21 protein-coding genes and 2 tRNA genes are annotated in these 26,606 nt (G+C 42.3%); 10 read left to right on the forward strand and 13 right to left on the reverse strand.

All coding sequences use genetic code 11. The features are described 5' to 3' along the window. Positions 1 to 21: 21 nt before the first annotated feature. From FO440_RS21525 to FO440_RS21545, 5 genes are all read left to right on the forward strand, one after another. Positions 22 to 633, forward strand: coding sequence for a hypothetical protein (locus tag FO440_RS21525; RefSeq protein WP_144250379.1), 612 nt, complete (start codon positions 22 to 24; stop codon positions 631 to 633). 45 nt (positions 634 to 678) lie between these two features. Further along, positions 679 to 1,161, forward strand: a complete 483-nt coding sequence (locus tag FO440_RS21530; protein ID WP_144250380.1) for a regulatory protein RecX — start codon at positions 679 to 681, stop codon at positions 1,159 to 1,161. A gap of 113 nt (positions 1,162 to 1,274) precedes the next feature. Continuing rightward, a tRNA-Gly gene (locus FO440_RS21535) sits at positions 1,275 to 1,347 on the forward strand. A 113-nt stretch (positions 1,348 to 1,460) separates the two neighbouring features. Then, positions 1,461 to 1,545: transfer RNA gene (locus tag FO440_RS21540), tRNA-Leu, on the forward strand. A gap of 130 nt (positions 1,546 to 1,675) precedes the next feature. Beyond that, the gene (locus FO440_RS21545) at positions 1,676 to 2,278 is read left to right on the forward strand and encodes a hypothetical protein (RefSeq protein ID WP_144250381.1); all 603 of its coding nucleotides are present in this window, start codon (positions 1,676 to 1,678) and stop codon (positions 2,276 to 2,278) included. 362 nt (positions 2,279 to 2,640) lie between these two features. Here the strand turns inward: FO440_RS21545 and FO440_RS21550 are convergent, their stop codons facing one another. Together FO440_RS21550 and FO440_RS21555 are read right to left on the reverse strand one after the other, a co-directional pair. After that, complete coding sequence (locus tag FO440_RS21550; protein WP_144250382.1) at positions 2,641 to 3,093, reverse strand: cold-shock protein; 453 nt, start codon at positions 3,091 to 3,093, stop codon at positions 2,641 to 2,643. A gap of 2 nt (positions 3,094 to 3,095) precedes the next feature. After that, positions 3,096 to 3,287 (reverse strand): cold-shock protein, encoded by a 192-nt coding sequence (locus FO440_RS21555; protein WP_144250383.1) that lies wholly within the window; start codon positions 3,285 to 3,287, stop codon positions 3,096 to 3,098. Positions 3,288 to 3,667: 380 nt separating this feature from the next. Between FO440_RS21555 and FO440_RS21560 the strand changes: the two genes are divergently transcribed. Further along, positions 3,668 to 6,118: an ABC transporter permease gene (locus FO440_RS21560; protein ID WP_144250384.1), complete on the forward strand. Its 2,451-nt coding sequence runs from the start codon at positions 3,668 to 3,670 to the stop codon at positions 6,116 to 6,118. 223 nt (positions 6,119 to 6,341) lie between these two features. Here the strand turns inward: FO440_RS21560 and FO440_RS21565 are convergent, their stop codons facing one another. Beyond that, positions 6,342 to 7,415 (reverse strand): arabinan endo-1,5-alpha-L-arabinosidase, encoded by a 1,074-nt coding sequence (locus FO440_RS21565; RefSeq protein WP_144250385.1) that lies wholly within the window; start codon positions 7,413 to 7,415, stop codon positions 6,342 to 6,344. Positions 7,416 to 7,546: 131 nt separating this feature from the next. On the opposite strand from FO440_RS21565, the gene FO440_RS21570 reads away from it, so the two are divergent. Next, positions 7,547 to 9,433, forward strand: coding sequence for a glycoside hydrolase family 127 protein (locus tag FO440_RS21570; protein WP_144250386.1), 1,887 nt, complete (start codon positions 7,547 to 7,549; stop codon positions 9,431 to 9,433). Positions 9,434 to 9,447: 14 nt separating this feature from the next. Further along, positions 9,448 to 10,332, forward strand: a complete 885-nt coding sequence (locus FO440_RS21575) for an AraC family transcriptional regulator (protein ID WP_144250387.1) — start codon at positions 9,448 to 9,450, stop codon at positions 10,330 to 10,332. A gap of 75 nt (positions 10,333 to 10,407) precedes the next feature. Here the strand turns inward: FO440_RS21575 and FO440_RS21580 are convergent, their stop codons facing one another. The 6 genes from FO440_RS21580 to FO440_RS21605 are packed head-to-tail and all read right to left on the reverse strand — an operon-like array spanning position 10,408 to position 19,607. Continuing rightward, positions 10,408 to 11,649 carry a DUF6786 family protein gene (locus tag FO440_RS21580; RefSeq protein WP_144250388.1) on the reverse strand — a complete coding sequence of 414 codons (1,242 nt, stop codon included), beginning with the start codon at positions 11,647 to 11,649 and terminating at the stop codon, positions 10,408 to 10,410. 32 nt (positions 11,650 to 11,681) lie between these two features. After that, positions 11,682 to 12,518 (reverse strand): fumarylacetoacetate hydrolase family protein, encoded by an 837-nt coding sequence (locus tag FO440_RS21585; protein ID WP_144250389.1) that lies wholly within the window; start codon positions 12,516 to 12,518, stop codon positions 11,682 to 11,684. A gap of 16 nt (positions 12,519 to 12,534) precedes the next feature. Continuing rightward, a complete protein-coding gene (locus FO440_RS21590) occupies positions 12,535 to 14,193 on the reverse strand; it encodes a UxaA family hydrolase (RefSeq protein WP_144250390.1) in 1,659 nt (552 codons plus the stop codon). Positions 14,194 to 14,195: 2 nt separating this feature from the next. Continuing rightward, positions 14,196 to 15,782, reverse strand: coding sequence for an aldehyde dehydrogenase (NADP(+)) (locus FO440_RS21595; RefSeq protein WP_144250391.1), 1,587 nt, complete (start codon positions 15,780 to 15,782; stop codon positions 14,196 to 14,198). 18 nt (positions 15,783 to 15,800) lie between these two features. Further along, positions 15,801 to 18,377, reverse strand: coding sequence for a GH116 family glycosyl hydrolase (locus tag FO440_RS21600; RefSeq protein WP_144250392.1), 2,577 nt, complete (start codon positions 18,375 to 18,377; stop codon positions 15,801 to 15,803). Positions 18,378 to 18,416: 39 nt separating this feature from the next. Next, positions 18,417 to 19,607 (reverse strand): glycoside hydrolase family 172 protein, encoded by a 1,191-nt coding sequence (locus FO440_RS21605; protein ID WP_144250393.1) that lies wholly within the window; start codon positions 19,605 to 19,607, stop codon positions 18,417 to 18,419. Positions 19,608 to 19,979: 372 nt separating this feature from the next. Here FO440_RS21605 and FO440_RS21610 point away from each other — a divergent pair, with 372 nt between their 5' ends. Together FO440_RS21610 and FO440_RS21615 are read left to right on the forward strand one after the other, a co-directional pair. Continuing rightward, a complete protein-coding gene (locus FO440_RS21610; protein ID WP_144250394.1) occupies positions 19,980 to 22,199 on the forward strand; it encodes a GH92 family glycosyl hydrolase in 2,220 nt (739 codons plus the stop codon). A gap of 1 nt (position 22,200) precedes the next feature. Beyond that, positions 22,201 to 24,453 carry a GH92 family glycosyl hydrolase gene (locus tag FO440_RS21615; RefSeq protein ID WP_246104292.1) on the forward strand — a complete coding sequence of 751 codons (2,253 nt, stop codon included), beginning with the start codon at positions 22,201 to 22,203 and terminating at the stop codon, positions 24,451 to 24,453. Here FO440_RS21615 and FO440_RS21620 read toward each other — a convergent pair. The 4 genes from FO440_RS21620 to FO440_RS21630 form a co-directional block, all read right to left on the reverse strand. Beyond that, entirely contained in the window at positions 24,425 to 24,619 is a 195-nt protein-coding gene (locus FO440_RS21620) for a hypothetical protein (RefSeq protein WP_144250395.1), read from the reverse strand. The genes FO440_RS21615 and FO440_RS21620 overlap by 29 nt on opposite strands. 6 nt (positions 24,620 to 24,625) lie before the next feature. Next, the gene (locus FO440_RS21625; RefSeq protein WP_144250396.1) at positions 24,626 to 24,916 is read right to left on the reverse strand and encodes a hypothetical protein; all 291 of its coding nucleotides are present in this window, start codon (positions 24,914 to 24,916) and stop codon (positions 24,626 to 24,628) included. A gap of 43 nt (positions 24,917 to 24,959) precedes the next feature. Then, the gene (locus tag FO440_RS24565; protein ID WP_186292747.1) at positions 24,960 to 25,115 is read right to left on the reverse strand and encodes a hypothetical protein; all 156 of its coding nucleotides are present in this window, start codon (positions 25,113 to 25,115) and stop codon (positions 24,960 to 24,962) included. A 138-nt stretch (positions 25,116 to 25,253) separates the two neighbouring features. Continuing rightward, entirely contained in the window at positions 25,254 to 26,603 is a 1,350-nt protein-coding gene (locus tag FO440_RS21630) for a Gfo/Idh/MocA family protein (RefSeq protein WP_144250397.1), read from the reverse strand. Positions 26,604 to 26,606: the final 3 nt, after the last annotated feature.

The raw sequence follows: 26,606 nt of genomic DNA on the forward strand, positions 1-26,606 counted from the left end.
ATGTAACCTTATCTCAATAAAATGTTCAGATCATTATTTATCATATTACTACTGGCATTATGTAAACCGGCTTTTTGTCAAACTGCTACAGATTTTAATGATCCTGATTTTACATTATTCCCAAAGTATAAAGAGGATGCCAAATATTTTGCTAACGTTATACCTGATTCTACCTATCTATACTGGCGGTGCGTTTTCAACGCCGGTCCTTATTTTCGTAAGGCTAAAGACCGTGTAATTTTTGAGACGGGAGATAAAAAATACGCTAAGCTTATAAAAAAATACAAGGTTGGAAATGGTTTTATGCGTGGCTGCCCCCCCGCATTTTGTTCATATTATATTATCGCGGTCAGATCCGACAAAACGATACTTCAAGTTAATAGTCCTGAGACATTTAAAATCTTTTTAGGTAAAATTGACAACCTTGATGAAGTGCGACTTGTAGTAAAAGATCATAGTTATACTATCTACAATAACTCGTTAAAATCTGGTTCCTACCGGGAGCGTAAAGACGATTATCTTTTACTTTTAGGAGGTTACAGCAGTGATTTAATTAGCAATACACCAGTATCCACAAAGGCGGTACTAACTAAAGCGGGCGACTTTCGCATAATTGAAAGCGGCACATATTAGACATTTGTCTAAGTGATCTATATCCCATAAGTTTGGGCAACAGATATGGACCTGCCCAAAAAACAAAAAATAACCGACCCAAAAGTTGCCCTTACCAAAGCAGAGCATTATTGCGCCTACCAGGACCGGTCGCAACAGGAAATGCGGGACAAGCTGTACGAATGGGGATTATGGCCCGAAGCGGTCGAAAATATCATTACCGACCTGGTAACCACCGGCTTTTTAAACGAAGAACGTTTTGCAAAAGCTTACGTACAAGGTAAATTTAACCAAAAAGCCTGGGGCAAGATCAAGATAAAACAAGGACTAAAAATTAAGAGAGTGCCTGACGTATTGATAAAAAAAGCTCTGTTACTGATTGACGGCGATGCCTATTTACAGGCTTTGCTACACATTTTAACTAAAAAGGCAGCTTTATTAAATGAAAAAGATGCCGACAAGCGCCGGTACAAGCTGCAACAGTACGCTTTGGGCCGCGGATATGAAAATGATTTGATAGCAGACGTTTTGAAAAACAGCGACTTATAAAAACCTTTAAAAAAAGTGAAAATTTTCCTTGCAGAAACTTCAATTCTGTCTATATTTGCACTCCCGCAAACGAGATAGGCACACAGCCAACTTCAAGCAGGAAAATAACCAACGCGAAAGTAGCTCAGTTGGTAGAGCACGACCTTGCCAAGGTCGGGGTCGCGAGTTCGAATCTCGTCTTTCGCTCAAATCCCTTTCACAAGAAGGGATTTATTGTTAAAAGGTTTATGTAACTTTACTAAAACCTTACCTTTAGCCAGATGCCGCGGTTCGACTCCGGCGCTGGGTACTAAACACCGGCTCAGATGGTGGAACTGGTAGACACGCAGGACTTAAAATCCTGTTCCCGTAAACGGAGTGCGGGTTCGATTCCCGCTCTGAGTACAAAAGCCCCAAGCCCGGGGCTTTTGTTGTTTTATAGCTATATTCATCTAATGTTTTACACCTATATCTTACAATCAATTAAGAGTGTCCAATATTATATCGGGCATACATTTAACGCCATATTTATTTCATGATATTTACAGATCCCATTACAAGGCTAAACCATATTATTGAGTTGTCTTGGTACATACTTTTTGAAAAAATCGTATCGGAAAAGTTAAAGATTAATAAAGAATCTTCATTGCAACTCCACCTGTCTAAGCTCATTTTTGATTTAGGAAATATATATTGTATCCTCCCTGGCGAAAATTTTGAAATTGAAATGGAAACAAATCACCAAGACAAAAGCATTGATATTGTCTGCATCTTAGGTAATGTAAAAGCCGCAATAGAGTTAAAATGCTTTATGAAGATTAGCAACCGTGCCAAAGATTTAGACTCTTATGATGCTCTAAAAGATATTGAACGATTACATAATTTCTCAGGTTTTGAGGTAAGAAAATTCATCTGTCTAACAGATAATAGTTATTATCCAAAAACAACGTTAACAGGCCATGGTAAATCAGTAATGCTTAAACACGGAACTATTTATCCCTCAAATACAGAAATTATACCAGGCTGGGCAGGAAAATGGAAAGTCGACCGTGATAGGCCTATTATCTTTCCGAATGATATTATTTGTAATTGGATTTCAAAAAAAAACTGGCACTATTGGATGGTGGATGTTAAATAATTAATATATGCCAATTTACGGCTTAAGTGATAATTCAGTTTGTGGTCGGTGTTATCACCGCACAACTTTTGATATTTTACGCTGATTTACATAACGCATTTCAGCAAAACATCAGAAAAAGTGCAATAAGTTGTTTCATTTTTGTTTAACCAAAACATCAATTTATTTATTTACAGAATGTTAAACCCAAAAGCTTGTTTCAGGTGTTTCATCTGTTTCACACTACTGCGAAACAAGCGCTATGTAGAAGCGCCATAGTACTTTCGTCTACGCAGGGCATCTACGGATGCCCTGCGGGAACATTAATAATTTCTATGGAGAAAATAAACCCCTGAGGCTAATCATCCACAATACCGATCGGTTTATTTGGATAACTTAACCTTTACCGCAGTCGGCCCTTTTGCGCCGGGCTCTATCTCAAAGGTCACTTTATTATTTTCTTTGATAGGTTCTGTCAGGCTATTGGCGTGAACAAAGATGCTTTCCTGGGTCTGCATATCTTTAATAAAACCGTAACCTTTAGCTTCGTTAAAAAAACCAACTATACCTGTACGTACAATTTCCTGTACGATATCCTCCTGCTTTGGGATAGAGATCTGGATATCGGCCGAGTTGACCTTCAATTTACGCGAAGGATCCGGAGGTGTGGAAGTAATGTTGCCGTACTCATCGGTATAGGCCAGCATGTCTTCCAGGCTTTTGCCCTTTACCGCGTTAGCTTTACGCTCTTCGGCTTTTTCTAATTTTTCCTTAGCTTTTTTTAGCCGTTTCTTTTCTTTTTCCTTTTTACTGAATGTTTCTGTTGATCTGGCCAAGCTTAATTTCTTTTTACGTTAACTGCACTCGGACCCTTTTTACCATCTTCTACTTCATACGTCACCTCGTCACCTTCGCGGATCTCGTCTTTTAAGCCGGTTACGTGTACAAACACTTCTTTTCCGCCTTGATCCGGGGTAATAAAGCCGAAGCCTTTTGTTTCATTAAAAAATTTTACTGTTCCTGTTGCCATGATTTGTTTTGAATAAGTATGCAAGATACGTTTAATTTCCGGTTAGACTCAATTAAATTACCGGAAGCCTGCCGGGTGGCGATATTAATTAAATATTGACAGGTGTTTCAGTGCGATAATAGAACGTTCGGTTTGGTCTCTCAGATCCTGATCTTTATCATTTTATTTTACTGTTAGTTTTAATGTTTATACAAACATTAAAGCGGTAAACTAACTACAATACTAATGTATTATTATCGTGCGCAAACCGTACGAAAACGGACAGTAGGCTCATTTAATAAATTTATAATTACTTGATAAACAATCAATTAAAATAAAGGCATATTTTTAAAGGTAATGCACAGATACTTAGGCAAGTTTCATTACGGCATTGATATATCATGATAAAAAATTATTTTAAAATAGCACTACGGCAACTGCGCAAGCATAAGCTTTACACTGCTATCAAGATCGGTGGATTTTCTTTCGGCATTGCGGCATGCCTGCTAATAGCCTTATATATTAAGTTTGAGTTGAGTTATGACCGTACCTATCCCGATGGCGACCGTATATACCGCGTTGTTCAATATTATACGGGCAATGGCAAACTGCAGCAAGGCCTTGCTTTCCCCGCACCGACATGGAAGGTTATAAAAGCCGACTTCCCCGAAGTAGAAAAATCAGGCAGGTTAATGACAAGCCCATTATTTGCAGGGGCCGGAAACAATGAATTACGCCGGGCAGACCAGGTACAAAATACTTTTGAAGAAGGTTTTGCCTATATAGACCAGGAGACGCTTAATATACTGCAATTGCCAATGGCTTACGGCAGTAATAAAAACGCCCTTGCAGCGCCACGATCAATGCTGATATCTAAACGTAAAGCTGATAAATACTTCCCCGGGCTAAACCCTATTGGTAAGGTAATGTACCTTAATGACGATAAAAGCCAGCCTTATACCATTGGTGGCGTTATGGAAAACATTCCGCAAAACTCGCACCTACGATCATTAGATTTCTTTTTAACATTAACCGATAAAGAGTTGTGGCATGGCGAACAAACGCAATGGGGAGCATGGAATTACACCAGTTATATCAAGCTGCGCCCGGGTACAGAACCTAAAGAATTCGGTAAGAAACTTACTACAGACCTGCTTCATAATTACATTATCCCCGATATGAAGCGTGGCGGAAACGTTGGTGCCGAACAAATGGAAAAACAAATGTGGCTTGAGCTACAGCCTGTAGCAGATATAAACCTTAAATCATATAACATAGGTGACTTTACTACATATGGCGATATTCGTTTTATCTGGCTGTTTGGCGCGGTAGCTCTATTTATCCTTACTATCGCGTGTATCAATTTTATCAATCTTTCAACCGCACGATCAGCAAACAGGGCTAAAGAAGTGGGTTTAAGAAAAGTTGTCGGATCTCAACGCGGCAGTTTGATCAACCAGTTTCTTACGGAATCGCTGATCTACAGTGTCATCTCTTTTATTGTGGGTGTTATAATAGCACGGTTGTTATTGCCTTACTTTAATACATTGGCATCAAGAGAGCTGGCCATGCCATGGTTATCCTGGTGGTTTGTGCCGGCAATCCTGTTATCCGCTGTAATTGTGGGTATTGCTGCCGGTTTATACCCTGCGTTTTATCTTTCGGGCTTTAAACCAGTACAGGTGCTTAAAGGCTCTATCAGTTCGGGCAGTAAAAGCTCCGGGCTTAGAAATGGCCTTGTTGTGTTCCAGTTTGCAATTTCTGTTGTCCTGATCATCAGTACCATTGTGATATATAACCAGATGCAGTTTATTTTAAACCGTAAGGTTGGTTTTGACAAAGACCAGGTATTGTTGGTGCAGGGAACTAATACTTTAAGCGATGATAATGTAAAGGCGTTAAAGAATGAGCTTTCAAAACTATCCATAGTTAAAAGTGTATCTATAAGTGACTACTTACCTATTACCGGCACTAAACGCAACGGCAATACATTTTATAAGGAAGGCCGTGCAAAAATTGACCGCGGCGTGGGGGGACAGTTCTGGCAGATAGACGACACATACCTAAAAACATTAGGCATAAAATTGCTGGCAGGACGTACTTTCTCATACGCTACAATAAAAACTGATGAAAATGCGGTGATCATTAATCAAAGCATGGCTAAAAAACTGAACCTGAAAGATCCTGTGGGCAAACACATTACCAATTCAACCGACGGCGGCCAGGCGTTTACAGTAATAGGTTTGATAGAGGATTTTAATTATGATTCTATGCGTGAGGATGTAGGCCCTTTGGCCCTGCATTTTGGATTGAGCCCTTCTATAGTATCGGTTAAAATAGCAGGCAGCAATGCTAAAAATGCCATTGAAGAAATAACACGTACCTGGAAAAGTTTCTCGCCGGCTCAGCCTATCAGGTTTTCATTTATGGATCAGCAGTTTGCAAACATGTATGCGGATGTGCAACGCACCAGCCATATATTTACCACCTTTTCGGTATTGGCTATTGTGATAGCCTGTTTAGGATTGTTTGCATTATCAGCATTTATGGCCGAACAACGTCGCAAAGAGATCGGGATCAGGAAAGTATTGGGCGCCAGTATCCAGGGCATTACCGCTATGTTATCTTATGGTTTTATCAAACTGGTGCTTATAGCAATAGTCATTGCTTCGCCCATAGCCTGGTGGGGCATGAACAAATGGCTGCAAGACTTTGCTTATCGTGCACCTATTGATTGGTGGATCTTTGTGCTCGCGGCTGTTTTAGCAATTGTAGTGGCTATATTGACCGTGGCATTTCAATCTGTAAAAGCCGCCATGATGAACCCGGTAATAAGTTTAAAATCCGAATAATTAACTGGGATAAAAATACAAAATACAAGTATTTTATATTTAGGTATTTATATACTTTTTAGCTATAAATTAACTAACATAAAAGTTGTGCCAAACTGTATCATGAAATCTACATCAAGAAATTAATTATTTTATTATCAATACATTGCAAAAACAGGTGTATCAAATGTTCCAACTGTCACACATTCACGTGGTACAGACGGGATACATAAACTGAACATACTTATTGTTTATTTGGTATGGTTACCGCGCAGCAAACCTGGCTTTTAACCACCGGCCAGCCCTTATCCCAGTCCAATTGATCAATGATCACCCGTTCATAGCTGTCTGTATAGGCGTGGAACGCCATATAGTCAACTCCGTCAAAAGTCTCGACAGAGTTATGGCCTAAGGCGTAAAAGGTCTTCTTAGGGCCTGTGTCACCGCCAAGCACCAGCGTGCCGCCACCCTTTGCCATATTAACGCCCTCTTTATCCACGTAGGGGCCAGTGATCTTTTCAGACCTGCCTACACGGATGTTATAGGTACTGTTAATGCCGTCGCAACACCTGTCCCATGAGGCAAAGAGATAGTAATACTTGTCCTTTTTGAATATGAACGCGCCCTCTATCCTGCCGTCGCCGGGCTCGGCATCGTTGTATTTATAGTCGCGCGGGCGGCTGGCTATGGTGTGCCATTCTTCGGGCTCGGTTATTGTTTTCAGGTCGGGGTTAAGCTTAACCAGTTTCAAACCATCCCAGTGCGAGCCGAAGCTTAACCAGGGCGTACCCGCCTCATCTATAGCAAGGTTGGGGTCAATGGCATTCCAGTCATCACGCCCGGTTACCGATTGCACTACCATCCCGACGTCGACCCATTTATAGTCCTTTGATTTTGGGTCTAAGGTCTTGTTGGTAGCCACACCGATAACCGAGGTGTTCTTGCCAAAGATTGAGGTGGCATAATACAGGTACCACAAACCGTTATGAAAACTGATATCGGGCGCCCAAAAGCCAAGGCCCTTAAAGCTGGGCAGCTTTTGCGCAACCCATGCAGGAGCAACCGAAAAGACCGAAGGCTCTTTTGTCCAGCTCTTCATATCTTTTGATGACCAGACCTGGATGCCGCCACCGGTAGAGTAAATGTAATAGGTATCGCCTTCTTTGGCCATACATGGGTCGTGCCCGCCGGGTTCGGTAGTGATATCACCTACCTGGAAACGACCATGTTCGCGCCCGCTACCGGCAGACTGTTGTGCCTTTGCAAACAGGTTAAGGCAAACACCCGCAATGATCAAGATATACTTTAAAGCTTTCATAAATTGGTTTATGGCAGTCAATGCGTCAAATATTGGCTTAAATTAGTTGATTGGTGATAATTATGATAAATTTAGCCGTAATATTTGCATTACATAATATAGACCAGATTTTCGTTATCACCTTGAAAAGTATGCTTAATTTGAAAAACCTGTGCCGTTTGGGCTGTACGCTGATTGGTATAAATAGCTACGGGCAAACCGTTCGTAAACCTGCTGTAAATGACGCGTTACGCCCCGCTGCCGAAGTACACTTAAATGGCTACCTGGCTGACAAACTAAACGGATCGATAGAAAACCGGCTGCTGGCGCAGGATGTGGATAGACTGATAGCACCGTTCAAATTAGAGAACCGGACAGAAACCTCATTATGGCAAAGCGAGTTTTGGGGTAAGTGGTTCACGTCTGTAGCATTGGCCTACAAATACAAACCCGACCCGAGGTTAAAAGCAACGCTTGATCGAGCCGTTGCCGGGCTGTTGGCCACCCAAACGCCTGATGGATATATTGGTAATTACGCAGCAGCGCACCGGTTAGAGGGCTGGGATATATGGGGCAGAAAGTATTGTATGTTAGGCCTGATGGCTTATTATGATATCACAAAAGATAAGAAGAGCCTGATCGCAGCTGCGCGCGTGGCTGATAACCTGATAGATGATCTGAAGAAACAGGACGGCATCATTGTTACCAAGGGCAATTACAGGGGTATGGCCGCGTCGTCGGTGTTAGAACCGATATGCCTATTATATAACCGCACCGCAAACAAAAAATACCTGGACTTCGCGCTGGAGATCGTTAGACAATGGGAAACCCCGGAAGGCCCGCATCTGATCAGTAAAGCCAATACCAACGTGGCCGAGCGATTCCCCAAACCTAAGAATTGGTATAGCCCCGAACAAGGCCAAAAAGCTTACGAAATGATGTCATGTTACGAGGGATTGCTGGAATTTTACCGCATTACCGGCAACGAAACCTATAAAAAGGCGACTGAAGACACTTGGGCCAATATCAAAAAAACAGAGATAGACATTGCGGGGTCGGGCGCGTCAACCGAAATGTGGTTTGGCGGCAAGGCGGTAGAAAATACGCCGATCAATCATTTCCAGGAAACCTGTGTAACTGTAACCTGGCTAAAATTTACCCAGCAATTACTCCGCCTTACAGGCGAAGCTAAATATGCTGACGAAGCTGAACGCACCTATTACAACGCCTTGTTAGGAGCTATGAGCGATCACGGTGCCACCTGGGCAAAATACACACCGCTAAACGGACAACGATTACCGGGCAGCGAACAATGCGGCATGGGCCTTAATTGTTGCGTAGCCAGCGGCCCGAGAGGTTTGTTTGCCGTCCCTCCATTTATGGTAATGGAAAAACAGGATGGCTTGCAGGTTAACTATTTTGCCGATGGTATGTTTAATTTAAAAAGTCCGAAAGATCAGAATATAGCTTTAGCGCAACATACAACCTATCCAAGATCCGGAGCAATAGAAATAGATGTCAACCTGCCGAAAGAGGAAGACATGGAAATTGCAATACGTATCCCGGAATGGAGTAAGAAGACAACATTAAGTATAAACGGCAAAGCTGTTACCGCTATTCTACCTGGTACCTACGCAAAGATTAAACGCAGCTGGCATACAGGCGACAAAATAGCTTTACAATTAGATATGCGGGGCCGCGTAATTAAAACAGGTACAGCCATACAAAGCGAAGCTATTGTACGCGGCCCAATTGTTTTAGCACGCGACACACGATTTGAAGGATCAGGGATTGCCGCTGTGCTGAAGCCTGTCGCTGATAAAAACGGTTATATCGATCTTACAGAGATCCCCAACAAACCAACAGACGATGGCATGATGCTATTTAAAGCCAATTTTATCCCTGAATCTTATACGGAAGCGGCTAAAGGACCCATAGCTGTTACCTTATGCGATTATGCATCGGCAGGTAATGACAGTGAAAACTCGTTTTTTAAGGTGTGGTCTGCTCAATTATTTCACCCGAGTGATGAATTTTAAACTATAGTCCTAAGATGAAACCGATCTTACGAAAAGTTGACAGCGGCAATAATTCATTCAGTATTCGTGAGGATATTTACCCATTCCTGTATAATCACTGGCATTATCACCCGGAAATTGAACTTACATTTATAAGAAAAGGCACCGGCATAAGGTTGGTTGGCGATAGTATGGCCCCGTTTGAAGATGGCGACCTGATCTTACTGGGTTCAAATCTGCCCCACATGTGGCGCAGTGATTCCATCTACTTTAAAAATATCCCAACCCTAAACATTGAAGCGATAGCCATACATTTCAGAGAAGACTTCTGGGGATCAGCTTTTATGCAGTTGCCTGAATTACGTTCCATAAAAGAAATGCTTGACATAGCAAAACGCGGGCTTAAAATAACCGGTAAAACCAAAGATATTGTTATTGATGCCATGGAGAAAAACATCCATGTAACTGGCTCAAAACGGGTTGAATTTCTGTTAGGCATACTGGATATAATAAGCCGCACCAACGAATATTCTTTGCTGGCCACACCCGGGTTTAACAAGACTTACGATTTAACCACTACCGATAAGATCAATCTTATTTATACATACACTTTCAATAACTTTAAGAATAACATCTCCATTAAAGACGCTGCCGAAGCCGCAAGCCTGAGCCCAAATTCTTTTTGTCGGTATTTTAAAACAAGGACGTTGAAAACTTACTGGCAATTTTTACTTGAGATCCGCATTGGTTACGCCTGTAAGCTGCTGATAGAAAATGAAAAATCAGTATCGCAGATCTGTTATGAATGCGGGTTTAATAACCTGTCGAACTTTAACAGGCAGTTTAAATCTTTGCTCAACATCACTCCTCTGCAATACGCTAAATCATATACCGTACACGTACATACGTTTGTCGCATAAAAAAGTCCTGTCTTCATTATTTTGAAAACAGGACCGTATTAAGATTTAATTGTTAATTTAAAAGTTCTTCGATCGTTAAAATACAGATTCAACTTCGTCTAATGAAACACCAAGCACGGTTTTGGCTATAACACTTAAAGACGCCTTATCGCCGGTAAAATGATATACCTGATGACGGTGGTACATCACTTGCTTCGGATTTAAAAATGCTGCCGGAGAAACGCTTTCTATTTCATAAAAAGGCCCCATCTGGCTGCCGTCTGTTAAAGGGCCATCGTTGTAAGCATTAACCGCATCACCGCTTACCGGGTCCCTGTCGGTTCTCCATTCCTGGTTTAAATATTGTGCGTTATTATCTACATCAAACTTGGCTATGGTTAAAACATTGTTTTCGGCATCATAACTGCCTATAACCGGTTTTGCTCGTTTTGGAGTTATGCCCAGTTTACCGCGCGATTTTCCATCAGCTTTAAAAAAAAGAACATTGTCTTTGTACACGATACGGTCTGGAGGTATTTGCCCAAAATAATCGGTAGTGGCTACTTTAGCTGTTTGAGCATTATTATACGGTATAATGATCACTACTTTAGGCGACGGAGTTAACATATCCAGATTCCATATACATGGTGCGCCTGTTTTTAGATCCCAGGTAAAATTGCCAGTATTAGTTAATGAATTTACCGTTTGAAAGCCTACTGCTTTAGTTTTCGCATCTAATTTTATACCCAGTTCAAGCTCAATGGCTACGTTTTCAAGAATTGCTATATCACGATCAACCTTTATTTTAAGTTGGGTCCCCGCATAATTTTGCAGGTCCATATCTTTGCTCATCATTATCCTTTTTTGGTTAGCAAGTGTAACCTTCCAGGGTTCAGTATCAAACGCCTTAGGGGTGTGCCAGTTAGCAAACTCCATTTTGGCGCCCGGTTTAAAAAACAAGGAATATTTTCCCCCTTCAGGACCTAACCATATACGATTCTCACTACCGTAGCCATTCATGTGTGCATCGGTATCAGCAGAAAATGCTTTATAATTTACCCAACCAAAGCTTTTTCCGGATAAACCATCAGCAGTTGATGTAAAGACCTTTGCCTGGTATTTAGCAGACACAATAACCTGACCGGATCCATCAGCATTACTTAATATCATCACGCTGTCTTTCTTTTTCAAAAAATCCAGGTCGTAGCCAAATGTTCCCTTAGCATGTGTTGAAGAGATGCTGGTATCGATGGCATCCTTTTTAACTTTGCTTTGGCAAGCCGAAAAAATTGCGGCAAACGCAATTGCCGCATAGTTCAATTTTAATTGAGTACTCATTTCATCAGGTTTATAAGGTATAAATAAATATTTTATTGGTTATAAGCTACTGTGTTTATCAAAACTCCTATCCCATCTATAGAAATTTCAACAACATCAAGCGGCTGTAAAGTAAAATCATTTGGCGGTACCAGGCAAGTACCTGTCATTAAATAAACGCCATTAGGAAACGTCAACTCCCGAAATAAAAAGCCTGTCAGTTCTTCTAAAGAACGTTTCATTCTTGAAAGTGGTGTCTTGTCCGAGTAAAGCGCCACATCGTTGCGCTTAATTACTATACTAATAACAGTTTCCCTGCTGATAGGTTCGGCCAATACGGTTAAGCAGGGGCCTATCGCAGCGCTTTTGTTGTAAGTTTTTGCCTGCGGCAGATACAGTGCATTTTCGCCTTCGATACTACGCGAACTCATATCATTACCGACTGTGTAACCCTGAATTTTACCATTTGAATTTACAAAAAGTGTCAATTCGGGTTCGGGTACGTTCCATAACGAATCTTTACGGATGCTTACATCCTGTAAATGCCCCACTACCCTTTGTGGTGTCGACTTAAAAAAGATCTCGGGTCGCTCGGCATCATAAACACGCTTGTAAAGATCAGATCCGCCAGAACTTTGCGACTCCTCTACCCTTGCATCGCGGCTTTGTAAATAGGTTACACCCGCCGCCCATACTTCCTGATTTGCTATCGGCGGTAACAATCCGTTTTGCCAATCATCGCCGGCAACTTTTGACGCAGTAGTAGTAATATCTGATAAATACTCATAAAGATCATCACGGTTTACCACCTCATCCCATTGTTGTTCTAACTTGTAAACGGATTCGTTATTCTGTAAATAGATGCCGTTTACTGTCTTAAATAATTTCATGTATGTATCTTATGTTTTAAAGGGATATACCTCTTTTCCAAGGAATAAAATCGTCATGGCCTGACGCTACTGCTTTGGCCTTTTCTTCGCCACTCGCAATTCGGATAATATGTTCTAATATCCGCTCGCCGGCCTGATTAATAGTTTCTTCTCCGCTGATCACTGTACCTGCATCGATATCGATTATGTCCGTCATTTTTTGATACAGACGTGTATTGGTTGATACCTTAACAACCGGTGTAATAGGATTGCCAGTTGGCGTACCCAAGCCGGTAGTAAATACTACGATAGTCGCGCCTGCCCCAACTTCGGCTGTGGTTGACTCGACATCGCTGCCCGGCGTACATAACAGTGTGAGGCCGGGTTTTCTTACCTTTTCGGGATAATCCAGCACATCTGCAACGGGTGAAGTACCGCCTTTTTTTGCCGCCCCGGCAGATTTTATAGCATCGGTGATCAATCCATCGCGAACATTGCCGGCAGACGGGTTTGAATCAAACCCCGAACCTAATGCCTTAGCCTTATCATGATACGAACGCATCAGGTGGATAAATTTTCCCGCGGTCTCTTCATCTATGCAACGGTCGCTTAATTCTTGTTCAACACCGCATAGTTCCGGGAACTCAGAAAGTATAACAGAGCCACCCAATTCTACAATAATATCCGATGCATGGCCTAATGAGGGATTTGCTGAGATACCCGAAAATCCATCAGAGCCGCCACACTCTAAACCCACACATAATTTGCTTAGCGGGGCTGGTCGCCTTGACAATTCATTTGCCTGGATCAAACCGGCAAATGTCTGTTTCACTGCCTGGCTCAATAATTTAGATTCGCTGCCAATCTGTTGTTGTTCAAGCGTGTATAATGGTTTTGAAAAGTTGGGATCACGTTTAAAGACTTCTTCTTTCAGCATGTCTATCTGCGCATTTTGACAGCCCAGGCTTAATACGGTAGCACCCGCAACGTTGGCGTGGGTTATGTATCCTGCCAGTAAGCCGCAAAGGTCACGCGTATCCTCTTTTATACCTGCACATCCCAGTGAGTGGTTTAAAAACTTAATGCCATCTACATTAGGGAAGATCCTCTGATCTTCGGTTAGCACATCGGTTTCTACAGAAAAATCAACTTCTAAGATCTCGCTGGCTTTTTTCCCTGATTTGTATAGCTTGATCAATTGTTTTACCTGATCACGTTCGGTTGAGATATCATTTTGATAACCCAACTCTTTTGCGAAGGCATCCTGGATAACCTGAACGTTCCTGTTTTCGCAAAAAACCAGCGGAATAACGAGCCAGTAATTAGCTACACCCACAGAACCATCAGCACGGTGATAGCCCATAAATGTGCGATTCTTCCACGTGGAGGTGTCAGGGATAAGCCACTTAGTTTTGCGATCGCCCAATTCATAATCACCTGAGGCATGTTTAATATTTTTAGTGGTTATTACTTCGCCGGTTTTGATAGCGTGCATTGCTTTGCCTACCAAAACACCATACATAACAATATCATCGCCGGGATTAAAATCGTTTAGCGCGAATTTATGCTTAGCTGCAACATCGGTTAATAATACAATCCGGTTATCGCCTGAAGCTATTTCCTCCCTGGCTTTCAGATCGGCCAATGCAACCTCAATGTTATCCTTTGGATGGATCTTTAATGTTTTAGCCGGCATAATTAATCTATTTTTATTTTTGTAAGCTCGCCATCAACCTTACGCCAAATATTGAGCGGATTGGTATTTTGCAACTCGGCAGGCAGCAGCTCTTGCGGAAAATTCTGATATGCCACCGGCCGCATAAACCGGTATATGGCCTGCGAACCTACCGATGTACTGCGGCTATCTGTGGTTGCAGGATACGGGCCGCCATGCTGCATGGCATATGTTACCTCAACACCTGTAGGTACATTGTTGATCATCAAACGACCAGCCTTTTCCTCAAGGATATCGAACAAACCTTTAAACTCTGCAAAGTCACTTTGATCTGCCCAGATACTTGTAGTAAGTTGCCCGGGGATATGTTCGGCTATCTCTGATAATTGTGCTATGTCGTCAGCAATTACATGTAAAGCCACCGGGCCAAAGTGTTCTTCAAATAATGATCTGTCTTTTAGAAAATCTGTCCCTGATACTTTGAAAGCATGCGGCGTAGCGGTATTTGCATTACCGCTCACCCCATTCCCGACAGATTTTAAAACATGTGACGATTCTAATTCAGCTATACCCTTGACGTAAGCATTGTAAATAGATTCAGTAAGCATTGAGCCGCCCGCTGCCGCTGTGAGCGACGAGGTGTATTGTGTTAAAAATTGTTCGGATTCTGCACCTTTTATCATCAATACAACGCCCGGATTGGTACAAAACTGGCCAACTCCCAGGGTGTTTGATGCAACAAGTGATTTGGCAATTCCAACCACGTCTTCTTTTAATTTGCCTGGCAATAAAAATACCGGGTTAACGCTGCCCATCTCCGCATAAACAGGGATCGGTTCTTCACGTTTAACCGCCAGATCAAACAATGCACGTCCGCCGGCTAATGATCCCGTAAATCCAATAGCTTTAACAAGCGGATGTGTCACCAGGGCCTTGCCTGACTCTGTTGATCTTCCCTGGATCAGAGAGAAAACGCCATCCGGCATTCCTGTTTTCCTGGCAGCTTCTATGATACAGTTACCTGTTAATTCAGAAGTTACCGGATGGCCAAAATGTGCTTTATAAACAACCGGGCACCCGGCCGCTAAGGCAGATATGGTATCGCCACCGGCAACAGAAAAAGCAAATGGAAAGTTGCTCGCTCCAAATACTCCAACAACGCCTAAAGGCCGTAGCATTTGGCTAATGGCTGGCTTGGGCAATGGCTGCCTTTCGGGCTTTGCCGTGTCGATAATTGCATTTACCCATGAGCCTTCTTTTAAGAGGCTTACAAAAGAATTTATCTGGTTTATGGTTCTGTCTATTTCACCGTTTAACCTTGGTTGTGGCAAATGGGTTTCCTGCATCGCTACAGATACTAAAGTATCACGGATGTTGTTTATTTCGGATGCAATGGTTTCTAAAAATTTCACCCTATCTGCAACTGGTAATAGTTTATAGCTTTTAAATGCAGCCGATGCTTTTTTTGCAGCCTGGTCTACATTCTCTGCCGATCCTTCCTCAAAAATATACGGCCCTGATCTTTCATCCGACGCCACTGTACTTTCAAAAGAATCCGCGCCACCATCAACTATACTATACCCAATAATTTGTTTTCCTGTAATTTTCATAAGTAGTTTTTTTAGCAACTAAGCCAGTTTCTTTAACACGCCCGAAACCATAACTTTATTAACCGGGATATTGCCGTATGCTACGTTGAGCGACGGCACTCCGGCCTTTAATGTTACTGTTCCAAATCCGCTCGTGGTTGATAGAAAACTGGTAAAATCGCCTATTTTAGAATCAATATGTAAGTCTTTGTTTACAGCGTCATACCGTACGCCGGTTAACCCTTCTAACATGCCGTAACTTGACATGGCCCGGGCATACCAGTGGCCGCATTCATATTCGTTAAATGGGTTACGCACCTCGCCATCATAACGATCGCGGCAGGCACGTACAATATCCAGTCCCTTTTGTACCTCGCCCATCAACATCAGGTGTGATGCTACCTGGTATTCAATACCTGTCCAAACTTCGTTGCTGTAAACAAATGGCAATGATAACATCCCGCCTTTCGGCCATGAACAAAGCAGTAAACCGCCCTCGTTCCCAATGGCATAAGTTGGCCGTTGCGGGTTGGAATGTTCGTGCAGGTTAGTTTTGAAATTGTACTGATGTACAGATTTTAAATGGCTCTTGGTTTTATCTGGATCCAACGGATTACCTAAGCCACACATCCGCGATAACCAGGCACCCATTACACCGTCTGACAAACAGCCGGTACCATATTGGTACTTCGGTCCTTCTTTTAGTAATAGATCTGCTGCCTCTGGTGTATATTGGGTATTAAATGATTGTACCTTGGTTGGATCAGCAGCCCGCAACTCTTTCCATTCTATCTTTTGAGCGAAGTACTCACCATTGTACAACTCACTCTCCATGTACTTTTTGCCTTTGGCATATAGCGTCTCATACTTCTGCACATCTTTCTTCAAAAACTTACCCATGGTAATGATCGAGTTCAGCGCACCTAAGTAAAAACTGGTGGCAAAACCGGTTGAGCCCCAAAATTCTATATCGTAAGTATTATGATGTGGCTCTTGTATAACGCCGTTTCCCTTCGGGTCCCAGGTTTTGATACAATAATCTAAACTGGCCTGCACTTTTGGGTAGATATTTTTAAGCCACTCGTTGTCACCGCTGATCCGCCACTCGCGGTGTACTTTCATGATGCCACCCATTTGTCCGTCGGATGCTGCATGGAAATTATGTAAAACCGGGGTGATAGGTAAATTCGACCTGAACATCTGATGGCCCTCGGCGTTTTGGCTTTCGTTAAACTCAGTATCTCTCAGGCTGCGCTCAAGCGACGGAAATAAATGCGACACAGCCTGCGCGTAATTCCATACGTGGGTACATGATCCATGACAGCTCCCCCAGCTATCACCGCTACCTTCCCAACACCAAAACCGGCCATCATATTGCCTTAGCACCGTCGGCGATTTTAATATGGTCAGGTTTGCGGCTACCGCTTCTATAACCTCGGCGGGCAATGTGCTTTTATAAAAGGTATCTGTAAACAGTTTAGTTTTCTTTTGCAGATCGGTGTAATTAGTATCCCAATACTTAGCTACCTCCTCTACATTTTTAAACTTGCTGCTATACCAGGGTTTATGAAATTGCAATAGCGGATCTTTATCTACCCTTTCTTTATCCGAAGGATTAACCTCCCCCATCCGTAATTTTGTATTCGGCACATACCAAGTCATCATTAAACGGATAGTTTTTTTCTCGCCCGGTTTTAGGCTGAAAGGCACAAACAATGAAGCACCGGGCGCATCACGCTCAACCGGCGGGTTAATTTTTGTTTCGCCGCTGGCGATAGTTTTCCAGGCCATTGTAAGCCCATCAAACCATCCGCCCCTAAACCAGCAATGATCTACGACAGTATCCGTATCATCGGTGTAAACAGCAAAATCACCCTGCTTTTGAGGGTCTTCACTAGTTCCATCAGCAGAAAGAATAAAGCCGTTCTTGATTGATTTAATAGCGTTTTTAGTACCCGGTTGTTCCATGAAATTGCGGCTGCTGTACGAGAAAACACATTCCTGTGCTTTAGCACCTTTATTTTCAAAATGATATTCTAACCCTGCAACAGGCAAACTTGCGTTATCTGCGTCTGTGGGGATAAAAGGGCTCCATCCTGTTATCTGTATTTGTAAAGGAATGTCTTTGTCTTGTAGCGCTACATCTCCAAAAGGAAACCTTGCGGTAAATTCGGCATTTTCAAAACGGGGCAAACCCCATGTAGCGCCGCCGGTGCCACCAAGGCCTGAGTCGTGATTACCAAATTTCTTCCAGGCAGGTACTTTAGCCTCTAAGACCTTAGCGCTGTTTTTTTCACCTTTTATGTTGATGGCAGCAAACATGGCAGGCTCATTAAAAACCTCGGGATTATTACGCACAGACAAGTGCGAGATAGCACCTGTGCCTTCCAAACAAAACATGCCCGCGCCTATACCGCCGATAGGAAAAGCCACCCTGTTTAAATAGGAGCCGTTATATGGTGCGTTATATTTTCGTTTGGCTGTATCAATTACAGGTGCAATGCTTTCAACCTGTTTATTGTCAGATGCTTTTAAACTCCCAATAGGTAAGAATGCTGCAGCACCGCCAACCCCTAAATTTCGGAGGAATATACGCCTGCCTGTTCCATTTTTCATAAGCTGATATCAGTTTATATTAAATGATAAAACTTAGTATTAATTGATCTCCAATTCGTCTTTTGATGGCAATTTAGGATACTCGCCATGCAGACCTGCCTGGTACCAGAAAGCAACTGATATGATATCAGAATGCTGTGCCAGGTATCTGCCGCCTGATTTCCAACCCAAATCCTGAATGGTTACTTTCAAATCTTTTTCAAACCTGATAGGGTCCTGTATATGCCACCTGTATAAGCCAAAACGCTGCCTGATCTGGTAGTGTCCGTCTCCCCTGATAACCTGCGGCAAACCAGTGTACGCGGTTGAAAATTCTGTATAATTAACATCATCAGTGCTTGTTGCTAATTTATGACGTGTATCAAAATCATATGATCCGCAGAAATAATCCTCTGTGCCTGTACCCACTATCGTAGCAAATTTAGAGTCGCCATCCATATAGAATTTGATCTCGCCTTCGCCCCACCAGCCATTGTTGTTTATATCTAAACCCATGTAAACACCAACATACTGGCCTTTACCTTTAACACCATCCAAAATGGTATAAACCGAATTGTCTTTAGGTGTTGATTTTCTGAACTGTGCATGAAAATAGCCCTCGTTATCCGGAACTTTGGTTAGCGTATAATCAACCTGGTAGTACAAGCTCATCTCCCTGTCGTCTATGTTTTCCATTGTAATGCGGCATTTTTTACGGAAAGGCATTTTCCAGTAACAGTTAAAAGCACTACCCGGATTTACCGTAACAGGAAGTGAATTTATAGGCGCATAAGCGTTCCAGCCCATGCCAAAGAAAGCGCCAACCGGGGCTTCTACAGACGGCGTGGTTTCATCGTCCCAATAAATGCGGAGTATAGATAAACGCCAGTTGCCTGTAGGCGTCATCCAAATATGTTGTACAGCGCCAGGGCCTTCCATTTCGGCAATGGTAATTGTTTCACCAGGCTTGATAAGGATGTATGGGTTAACTTTCCATCCCTGCCCTAATTCGCGGGCCGCGCCTGCCGCGTTGGCGACATTACGTTTTCCTTTATCTTTTTCCGGATCGGCCATTCCGCCTTTTCCTTTTTCACCTGTAAAATTCTCAGGGCTAATGGAACGCGATTGCGCGTCTGATAGTTTTGATAAATTGCCCAGGTTCATATCAAGGCCGTTAAACTTTTCGTTTTGTTGCGCGTAACAATTAAAAACTAACAAAACAGCAGTCAGGATAAAAAGTAACTTTTTCATCGTTTTATTTAGGTTTACAATATTGGTTTATAATATTACTACAAAGAAAGTACAATGCATAATTAAAAACTTTCAATAAATAGCTAATTCTGATACTATATTGGCTTCATGGCTAAAATGACTGACAAAAGCGCTATAAATTGTATTATTTAGTATTCTTTATAAAGACAACATAGTACTGTTTAATCTTAGGCTGCAATGCTTAAATTGTAGCCGGTTGTGATCTATTTAGTTTTTAATGGATGTAAATTTTAAAAACAAAATTCACTAAAGTTGTATATACAAGATATATTTTTTTAATCTATATTTATCGCAGATTGTTCGATATATCCTGTCGGGCGCAACCAATTAATCCTGATAAAACCATATTAAATGAAAAACTTTAACACAGTTTTTATTGCTTTAATGGCATTTGGCCTTACCGCTGCTGCCCAACAAAAAAAGTCTAATTTAAGCTATGTCGATCCGTCCATTGGCGGTGTGGGGCTTATATTAGAACCTACACGCCCTACTGTGCAATTGCCAAATCAGTTGATCAGGGTATTCCCGGTTAGGAAGGATCAGTTGGACGACCAGGTTTCTTATTTCCCGCTAACAGTAGCATCGCATCGTGTAGTATCCCTATTCAGCTTTATGCCACTTAACGGACCTGATAAAGCTGAACTTTGGGATAAAAAAGAAGTTTATAATTATGAAGTACTTACCCCCTACTATTATAAGTCTGAATTAGGCGATGTTGGTAATTTAATAGAGTTTGCTCCATCAGAAAAAAGTGGATTTTTCAAGATCGCCTTTAAAGAAAATGCCAATAACTACCTGCGATTAGGCATTTTGAATGAAGACGGGCAAATTACCATTGCCGATAAGCGCACACTTACAGGCACAGAAGTTTTCAGGGGCATGAAAGCCTATTTTTACGCAGAAACAGATGGAGATATAGCCGAAGCAGCCAGTAAGGCGTCTGCCAATAAAAAAGATATGCTGGTTAAAGCACCTAAGAATGTAAGTTTTAAATATGCTATATCTTACATCAGCATTGAGCAAGCGCGACAAAACTTGCTGAAAGAAATACCAGGCTGGGATTTTGCCAAGGTTAAGAACACCGCTTACCGTGAATGGGATAAAGTAATGTCGCAAGTAAATGTTGAGGGTGGTACACTTGCGCAGAAACGGGTATTTTACACATCGCTTTACCGCTGTTATGAGCGTATGGTTGATATTAACGAACATGGCCAATATTACAGCGGATATGATCACCAGGTACATAAAAGCGCTCAGCCATTTTTTGTAGATAACTGGATCTGGGATACTTACATAGCCTTAGGCCCGCTGCACATGATATTGGATCCTAAAAAGGAACAGCAGAAGATAAACTCTTACATCACTATGTACCAGCAAGGCGGGTGGATGCCATCATTCGCGTTAATTTTTGGCGACTGGCCTGCTATGACAGGTAACCACGCCGCCTCCTGGATGGCCGATGCGTGGTTTAAAGGCCTTCGCAGCTTTGATTTAAAAACTGCTTATGAAGGGTTGAGAAAAAACTCATTAGATGCCACTTTACTACCCTGGAATAATGGGCCTGCTACCGTTTTAGATTCGTTTTATAATAAACATGGCTATATGCCGGGCTTACATTATGGCGAAGCCGAGACAGTTCCGCAGGTAGAAAACGTTTGGGAGAAACGCCAGGCTGTATCAGTCACTTTAGAAAATAGTTTTAGCGACTGGAACATTGGCCGCTTAGCTGCCGAGTTGAACTTGCCTAAAGATGAAGATTTGTTTATGTCACGCTCTAAAAATTACCAGAACGTGTTTAGAAAAGACAAAGGTTTTATGTGGGCCAAGGATAAGGATGGTAACTGGATAGATAATATGGACCCGAAAAGCGCTGGCAGGGAGTTCTTTACTGAAAACAACGCGTACACCTATAATTGGGTTGTTAAGCACGATCTGAAGGGTTTATTTAACCTGATGGGCGGAACCAAACAAGCCGAAAACAAATTGGATAACTTATTCAGAGAAGACTTGGGTACAGCGAAATTCATTTTCTGGAAAACACAACCTGATGCTTCGGGATTAGTGGGGCAGTTTGTTATGGGTAATGAGCCCAGCTTTCATATCCCCTATCTATACAACTATATGGGTGCGCCATGGAAAACTCAAAAACGCATCCGTATGCTGCTTAACACCTGGTATACTGACAACTTGTTCGGGATCCCCGGCGATGAAGACGGCGGCGGTATGACCTCATTCGTAGTATTCTCCATGATGGGGTTTTTCCCTGTTACGCCGGGTATCCCGGTGTATAACATCGGCAGCCCAGTGTTTACAAAAGTCACCATTAACCTGCCGAATGGTAAAAAATTCACCATTAACGCGGCTAACAGCTCGTCAGATAATAAATATATTCAAAGCGCGACTTTAAATGGTTCTGAATTAAACAAACCATGGTTTACACATACGGATCTTGTAAACGGAGCAACTATCAATTTTAAAATGGGTAACAAACCCAACCGTAATTGGGGCAGCACGATTAAAGATGCCCCGCCGTCAGATGGTAATTCGCTTTACTTAAATAATAAATGGTAGGATGATGAGAAATTATAAAAATTTAGCAGCGACTGCCCTTTTATTAATTGCGACTAGTGTAAGTAGCTTTGCTCAACAGAAAAAATCAACAGCATTAACACCGCTTGACTATGTCGACCCCAACATCGGTGGATCGGGTATAGTTTTGCAGCCAACCCGCCCGCTTGTTCATTTGCCAAATTCTATTCTACGGGTGTTCCCGATGAAGCAAGATCAGTTGGATGATCAGATCAGCTTTTTCCCGCTGACTGTGGTTTCGCATCGTACAGAATATGCGTTTTCTTTTCTGCCGATAAAAGGTAAGCAAGACGATGGCTTTTGGGGTAAGAAATTTACCATAGCATCCGAAAAAACAACCCCTTACTATTACCAGGCCGAAGACGAGGATAATGGCATGGTTGTGGAATTTACCGCCAGTACAAAAAGCGGCTTTTTTAATATCGATTTTAAAGACAAAAGCAATAACTACCTGCGGATTGGCTTAAATGGTAACGCCGGGAATGTACAACAACAAAGCAAGCGGGTAATAACCGGGTTTGAAGAAATCACCGGCCTTAAAACTTATTTCTATGCCGAGGCAGACCAGGATATCAGCAGCTTAAAATATCAGAATGATGCTGATAAAAAACGTATGCTGGCAAGTTTTGACAATCAGCAGGTAAAATTCAAATATGCCATTTCATACATCAGTATAGATCAGGCAAAGGCTAACCTGGGCATTGAAATACCTGCATGGGATTTTAACGCCGTAAAAGAAAAAGCAAAAAGCATCTGGAATAAAAAACTAAGCCAAATTGAAGTAAAGGGCGGTACAACCGCTCAAAAACGCACTTTTTATACTTCGCTTTACCGTACTTATGAAAGAATGGTCGATATTAACGAGTACGGCCAGTACTATAGTGCCTACGATCACCAGGTGCATAAAAGCGATCAGCCGTTTTTTGTAGATAACTGGATCTGGGATATGTACATAGCCGATGAACCATTGCACACCATCTTAGATCCAAAACAGGAAGTACAAAAAATAAATTCATACATCACCATGTACAAACAGAGTGGATGGATGCCGACATTTGCTTTAGCTACCGGAGATTGGCCGGCCATGACAGGTAACCATGCCGCATCATGGATGGCTGACGCCTGGGCAAAAGGCTTACGGTTTGATGTAAAAACCGCGTACGAAGGCTTAAAGAAAAACTCGTTAGAAGGGACTTTACTACCATGGAGAAACGGGCCTGCAACTGCTATCGATTCATTTTATAACACACATGGCTACCTCTACTCTACCCACCCCGAAGAACGCGGCAGCAAAGACGGTGTGGACATGGATAAATGGTGGGAAGGACGTGGCAATGAAGGTGTTTCCATCACGTTAGAATGGAGTATTTGCGATTGGGCCATAGCGCAACTGGCAACACCTGCAGGTTACGCAAAGGATAAACCACTATTTCTGAAAAGAGCCGGATGGTATGCAAACGTTTATAACCAAAAAGAAGGCTTTGTTTGGCCTAAGGACAAAGAAGGTAACTGGATCTACCCGTATAACACCAAATTACTGGGGCGCGAATACGTGACAGAAAATAACTCATACACTTATAACTGGACACCTAAACATGATCTGACAGGATTATTTGAAAAAATGGGCGGCCGCCAAAAAGCAGAAGCTAAGCTCGATCAATTATTTAGAGAAGATTTGAGTTTACCCAAGTTCTTATTTTGGTTAAACCAACCGGATGCTTCGGGCCTGGTGGGCCAGTTTGTAATGGGTAATGAGCCAAGTTACCATATCCCTTATTTGTACAATTATATGGGCGCGCCCTGGAAAACGCAGAAACGCATCCGGATGCTGATAGATACCTGGTACCCTGATAATGTATTTGGTATCCCCGGCGATGAAGATGGCGGCGGCACAACGGCTTTTGTAGTATTATCAATGATGGGGTTCTTTCCTGTTACACCGGGTGTGCCGGTTTACAATATCGGCAGCCCATCGTTTAATGAAGCGACTATTAAACTATCTTCAGGTAAATCGTTTACTATTAATGCGGTAAATAACTCAAAAACAAACGTATATATTCAAAAAGCTACGCTAAATGGTAAACCTTTAGATAAACCATGGTTCACACATTCAGAATTACTTAAAGGCGGTGTTTTAACATTGCAAATGGGGCCACGACCAAATAAAACCTGGGGTAGCAAAATATATAATGCTCCGCCATCTGCAATTAATGTGGATCCTGAGAAATATGAGTAATTACAACGCTTTTTTTATCCTGACCAGGCGGTAATTCCTGCGGTATTTCTGGGATTTCCTTTTCAGGTATCTCTGGTTCCTTCGGGTCGGCAGGTTGCTTTATTTCCGGACGCTCGGGTTCGAGAGGCATTTCCTCTGGTTCGTTAGGTACGGTATGTTTTTTCATAAACGATTAAACTGATTTCCAGATCTTAAACACATTTTCATAACGTGCATCAGTGTCACGGATGATGATAGACAAGTGTTCATCTCGGGTTGGAAAATGCTGATCGATAACTCTGTAGATCTGCTGTAGCATATTGCCCAGCCTGAACTCAAAATCCGTCTGGCTGATCTTGATGAGTACCTGGTTACCTAAGCCGGCAACTGTTCCCTGGTCGCCTATTTCATTTTTTAATATATGTATAACGTCTGTTGTAAATGTTTTTGCTGCAATTTCTGCAAATGCAATAATCTCGTTCATTGTCTGATAAATCTTAATCGTGTGTCCTTCTTACCCCACTTACTTACCGGGCCGGCTTTTCATTACCATGCTCTCGATTTTTTAATTCTGATGCCACGCTGCTTTCATCACCTGATGCTGACGCGGCCTTTTTTCGGACACGCACGGCTTTATCGTTACTGTTTTTATCCAACTTCTTTTTCATACCTGCCGTTTCCATACACTACTTCTTTATTAACTATAACAACATATAAGTTTTAGTAAAGTTTCTAAAAACAATAAAAAAGCCCAACAGATCGCATAATCCATTGGGCTTTAAATAGTTTCGTTATAATTAAAAGAGACGGTGAGTATCTTATTAAAATCCGCTATCGTCTAATGCAAATGTATTTTTCCGGGTTTTCCATTTTCCCTGGGTAAAATCAGGGAATTCTTGCGGAGCGTTTCCTTCCTTTAAGGACTTTGTTGATAACGGTGTAATTACACTCATAGTTACCGAATCATAAACATCAATAGGGGTTTGTTTCTTTTGCTTTACCGATTCTACAAACGCGTTAAACACAAACCAATCCATACCACCATGACCGGCACCCTCAGCAAATTTTTCATATTTTTTCCATAGCGGGTGGTCGTATTTATCAAACCAGGTTTGCGCCGGATCCCAGGAATCATCTTCCTTCGATTTATGGTCGATATACACACTATTAGCTACGTCCATCCACAGCCCTTTCGTACCCTGTACCCTAAAACCTAAAGAATACGGGCGTGGCAGATGCGTATCATGACTTAACAATACGGTTTCGCCATTTGCGCAGTTGATCATTGTGGTAGTTACGTCGCCATTTTTATAATTGATCTTCGCATTTTTATTACCGGGTGATAACTCTTCAACATAAGCAGCTAAGCCCCTCGCTTTAGAGCTAACTGACACCAAATTGGTAAAACGGTTCCCTGCATTGATATTGGCATAATGCATACATGGGCCCGCGCCGTGCGTCGGGTAAATATCACCATCAACGTCAATGTTAAACTGCGTGCGCCATTGGGCCTCGCTCAATGCATTCGGGCCAAATTCTACACCGCCGCCGTAATACTGCTTGCCGTTGTTAAATAGTACACCACGCAGGTTATGCTGATACCCCCCCTCAAGATGCACTATTTCGCCAAAAAGATCCTGGCGCGCCATATTAAGTGCAGCCATTACATCACGACGGTAACATACATTTTCGAGCGTCATATAAGGCATTCCCGTTTTTTCGGACGTATGTACAATATCCCAATGATCTTCGACTGTAAGGCCTGCAATAACCTCACAGCCTACGTATTTACCTGCCTTCATGGCATCAATGGCCTGCGGATGATGAAACTGCCATGGCGTAGCTATTATAACTGCATCTATATCTTTGCGGTCAAGCAGTTGTTTATAGGCGTCAAGGCCACCGGTATATTCTTTTATCGGGGCATGCCCTTTCTTGGCTACGTATTCCCTGAAAATCTTTAATGAACTTTCCTGAATATCGCATACAGCCACAATTTCAACGTCATCGCGCAATAAGCCTTCGCTTACGTGACTCATGCCGCGTGCACCAACGCCGATGTATCCCATTCTTACTTTTTGTGGCGCAGATGCAAAAAGACTACCTGATGGTAATATTGCAAATCCAGCAGCGGTTATCGCGCTGTTTATTATAAATCTTCTTCTTTCCATATT

It is taken from the genome of Mucilaginibacter corticis (assembly GCF_007558865.1).
Lineage (GTDB): Bacteria > Bacteroidota > Bacteroidia > Sphingobacteriales > Sphingobacteriaceae > Mucilaginibacter > Mucilaginibacter corticis.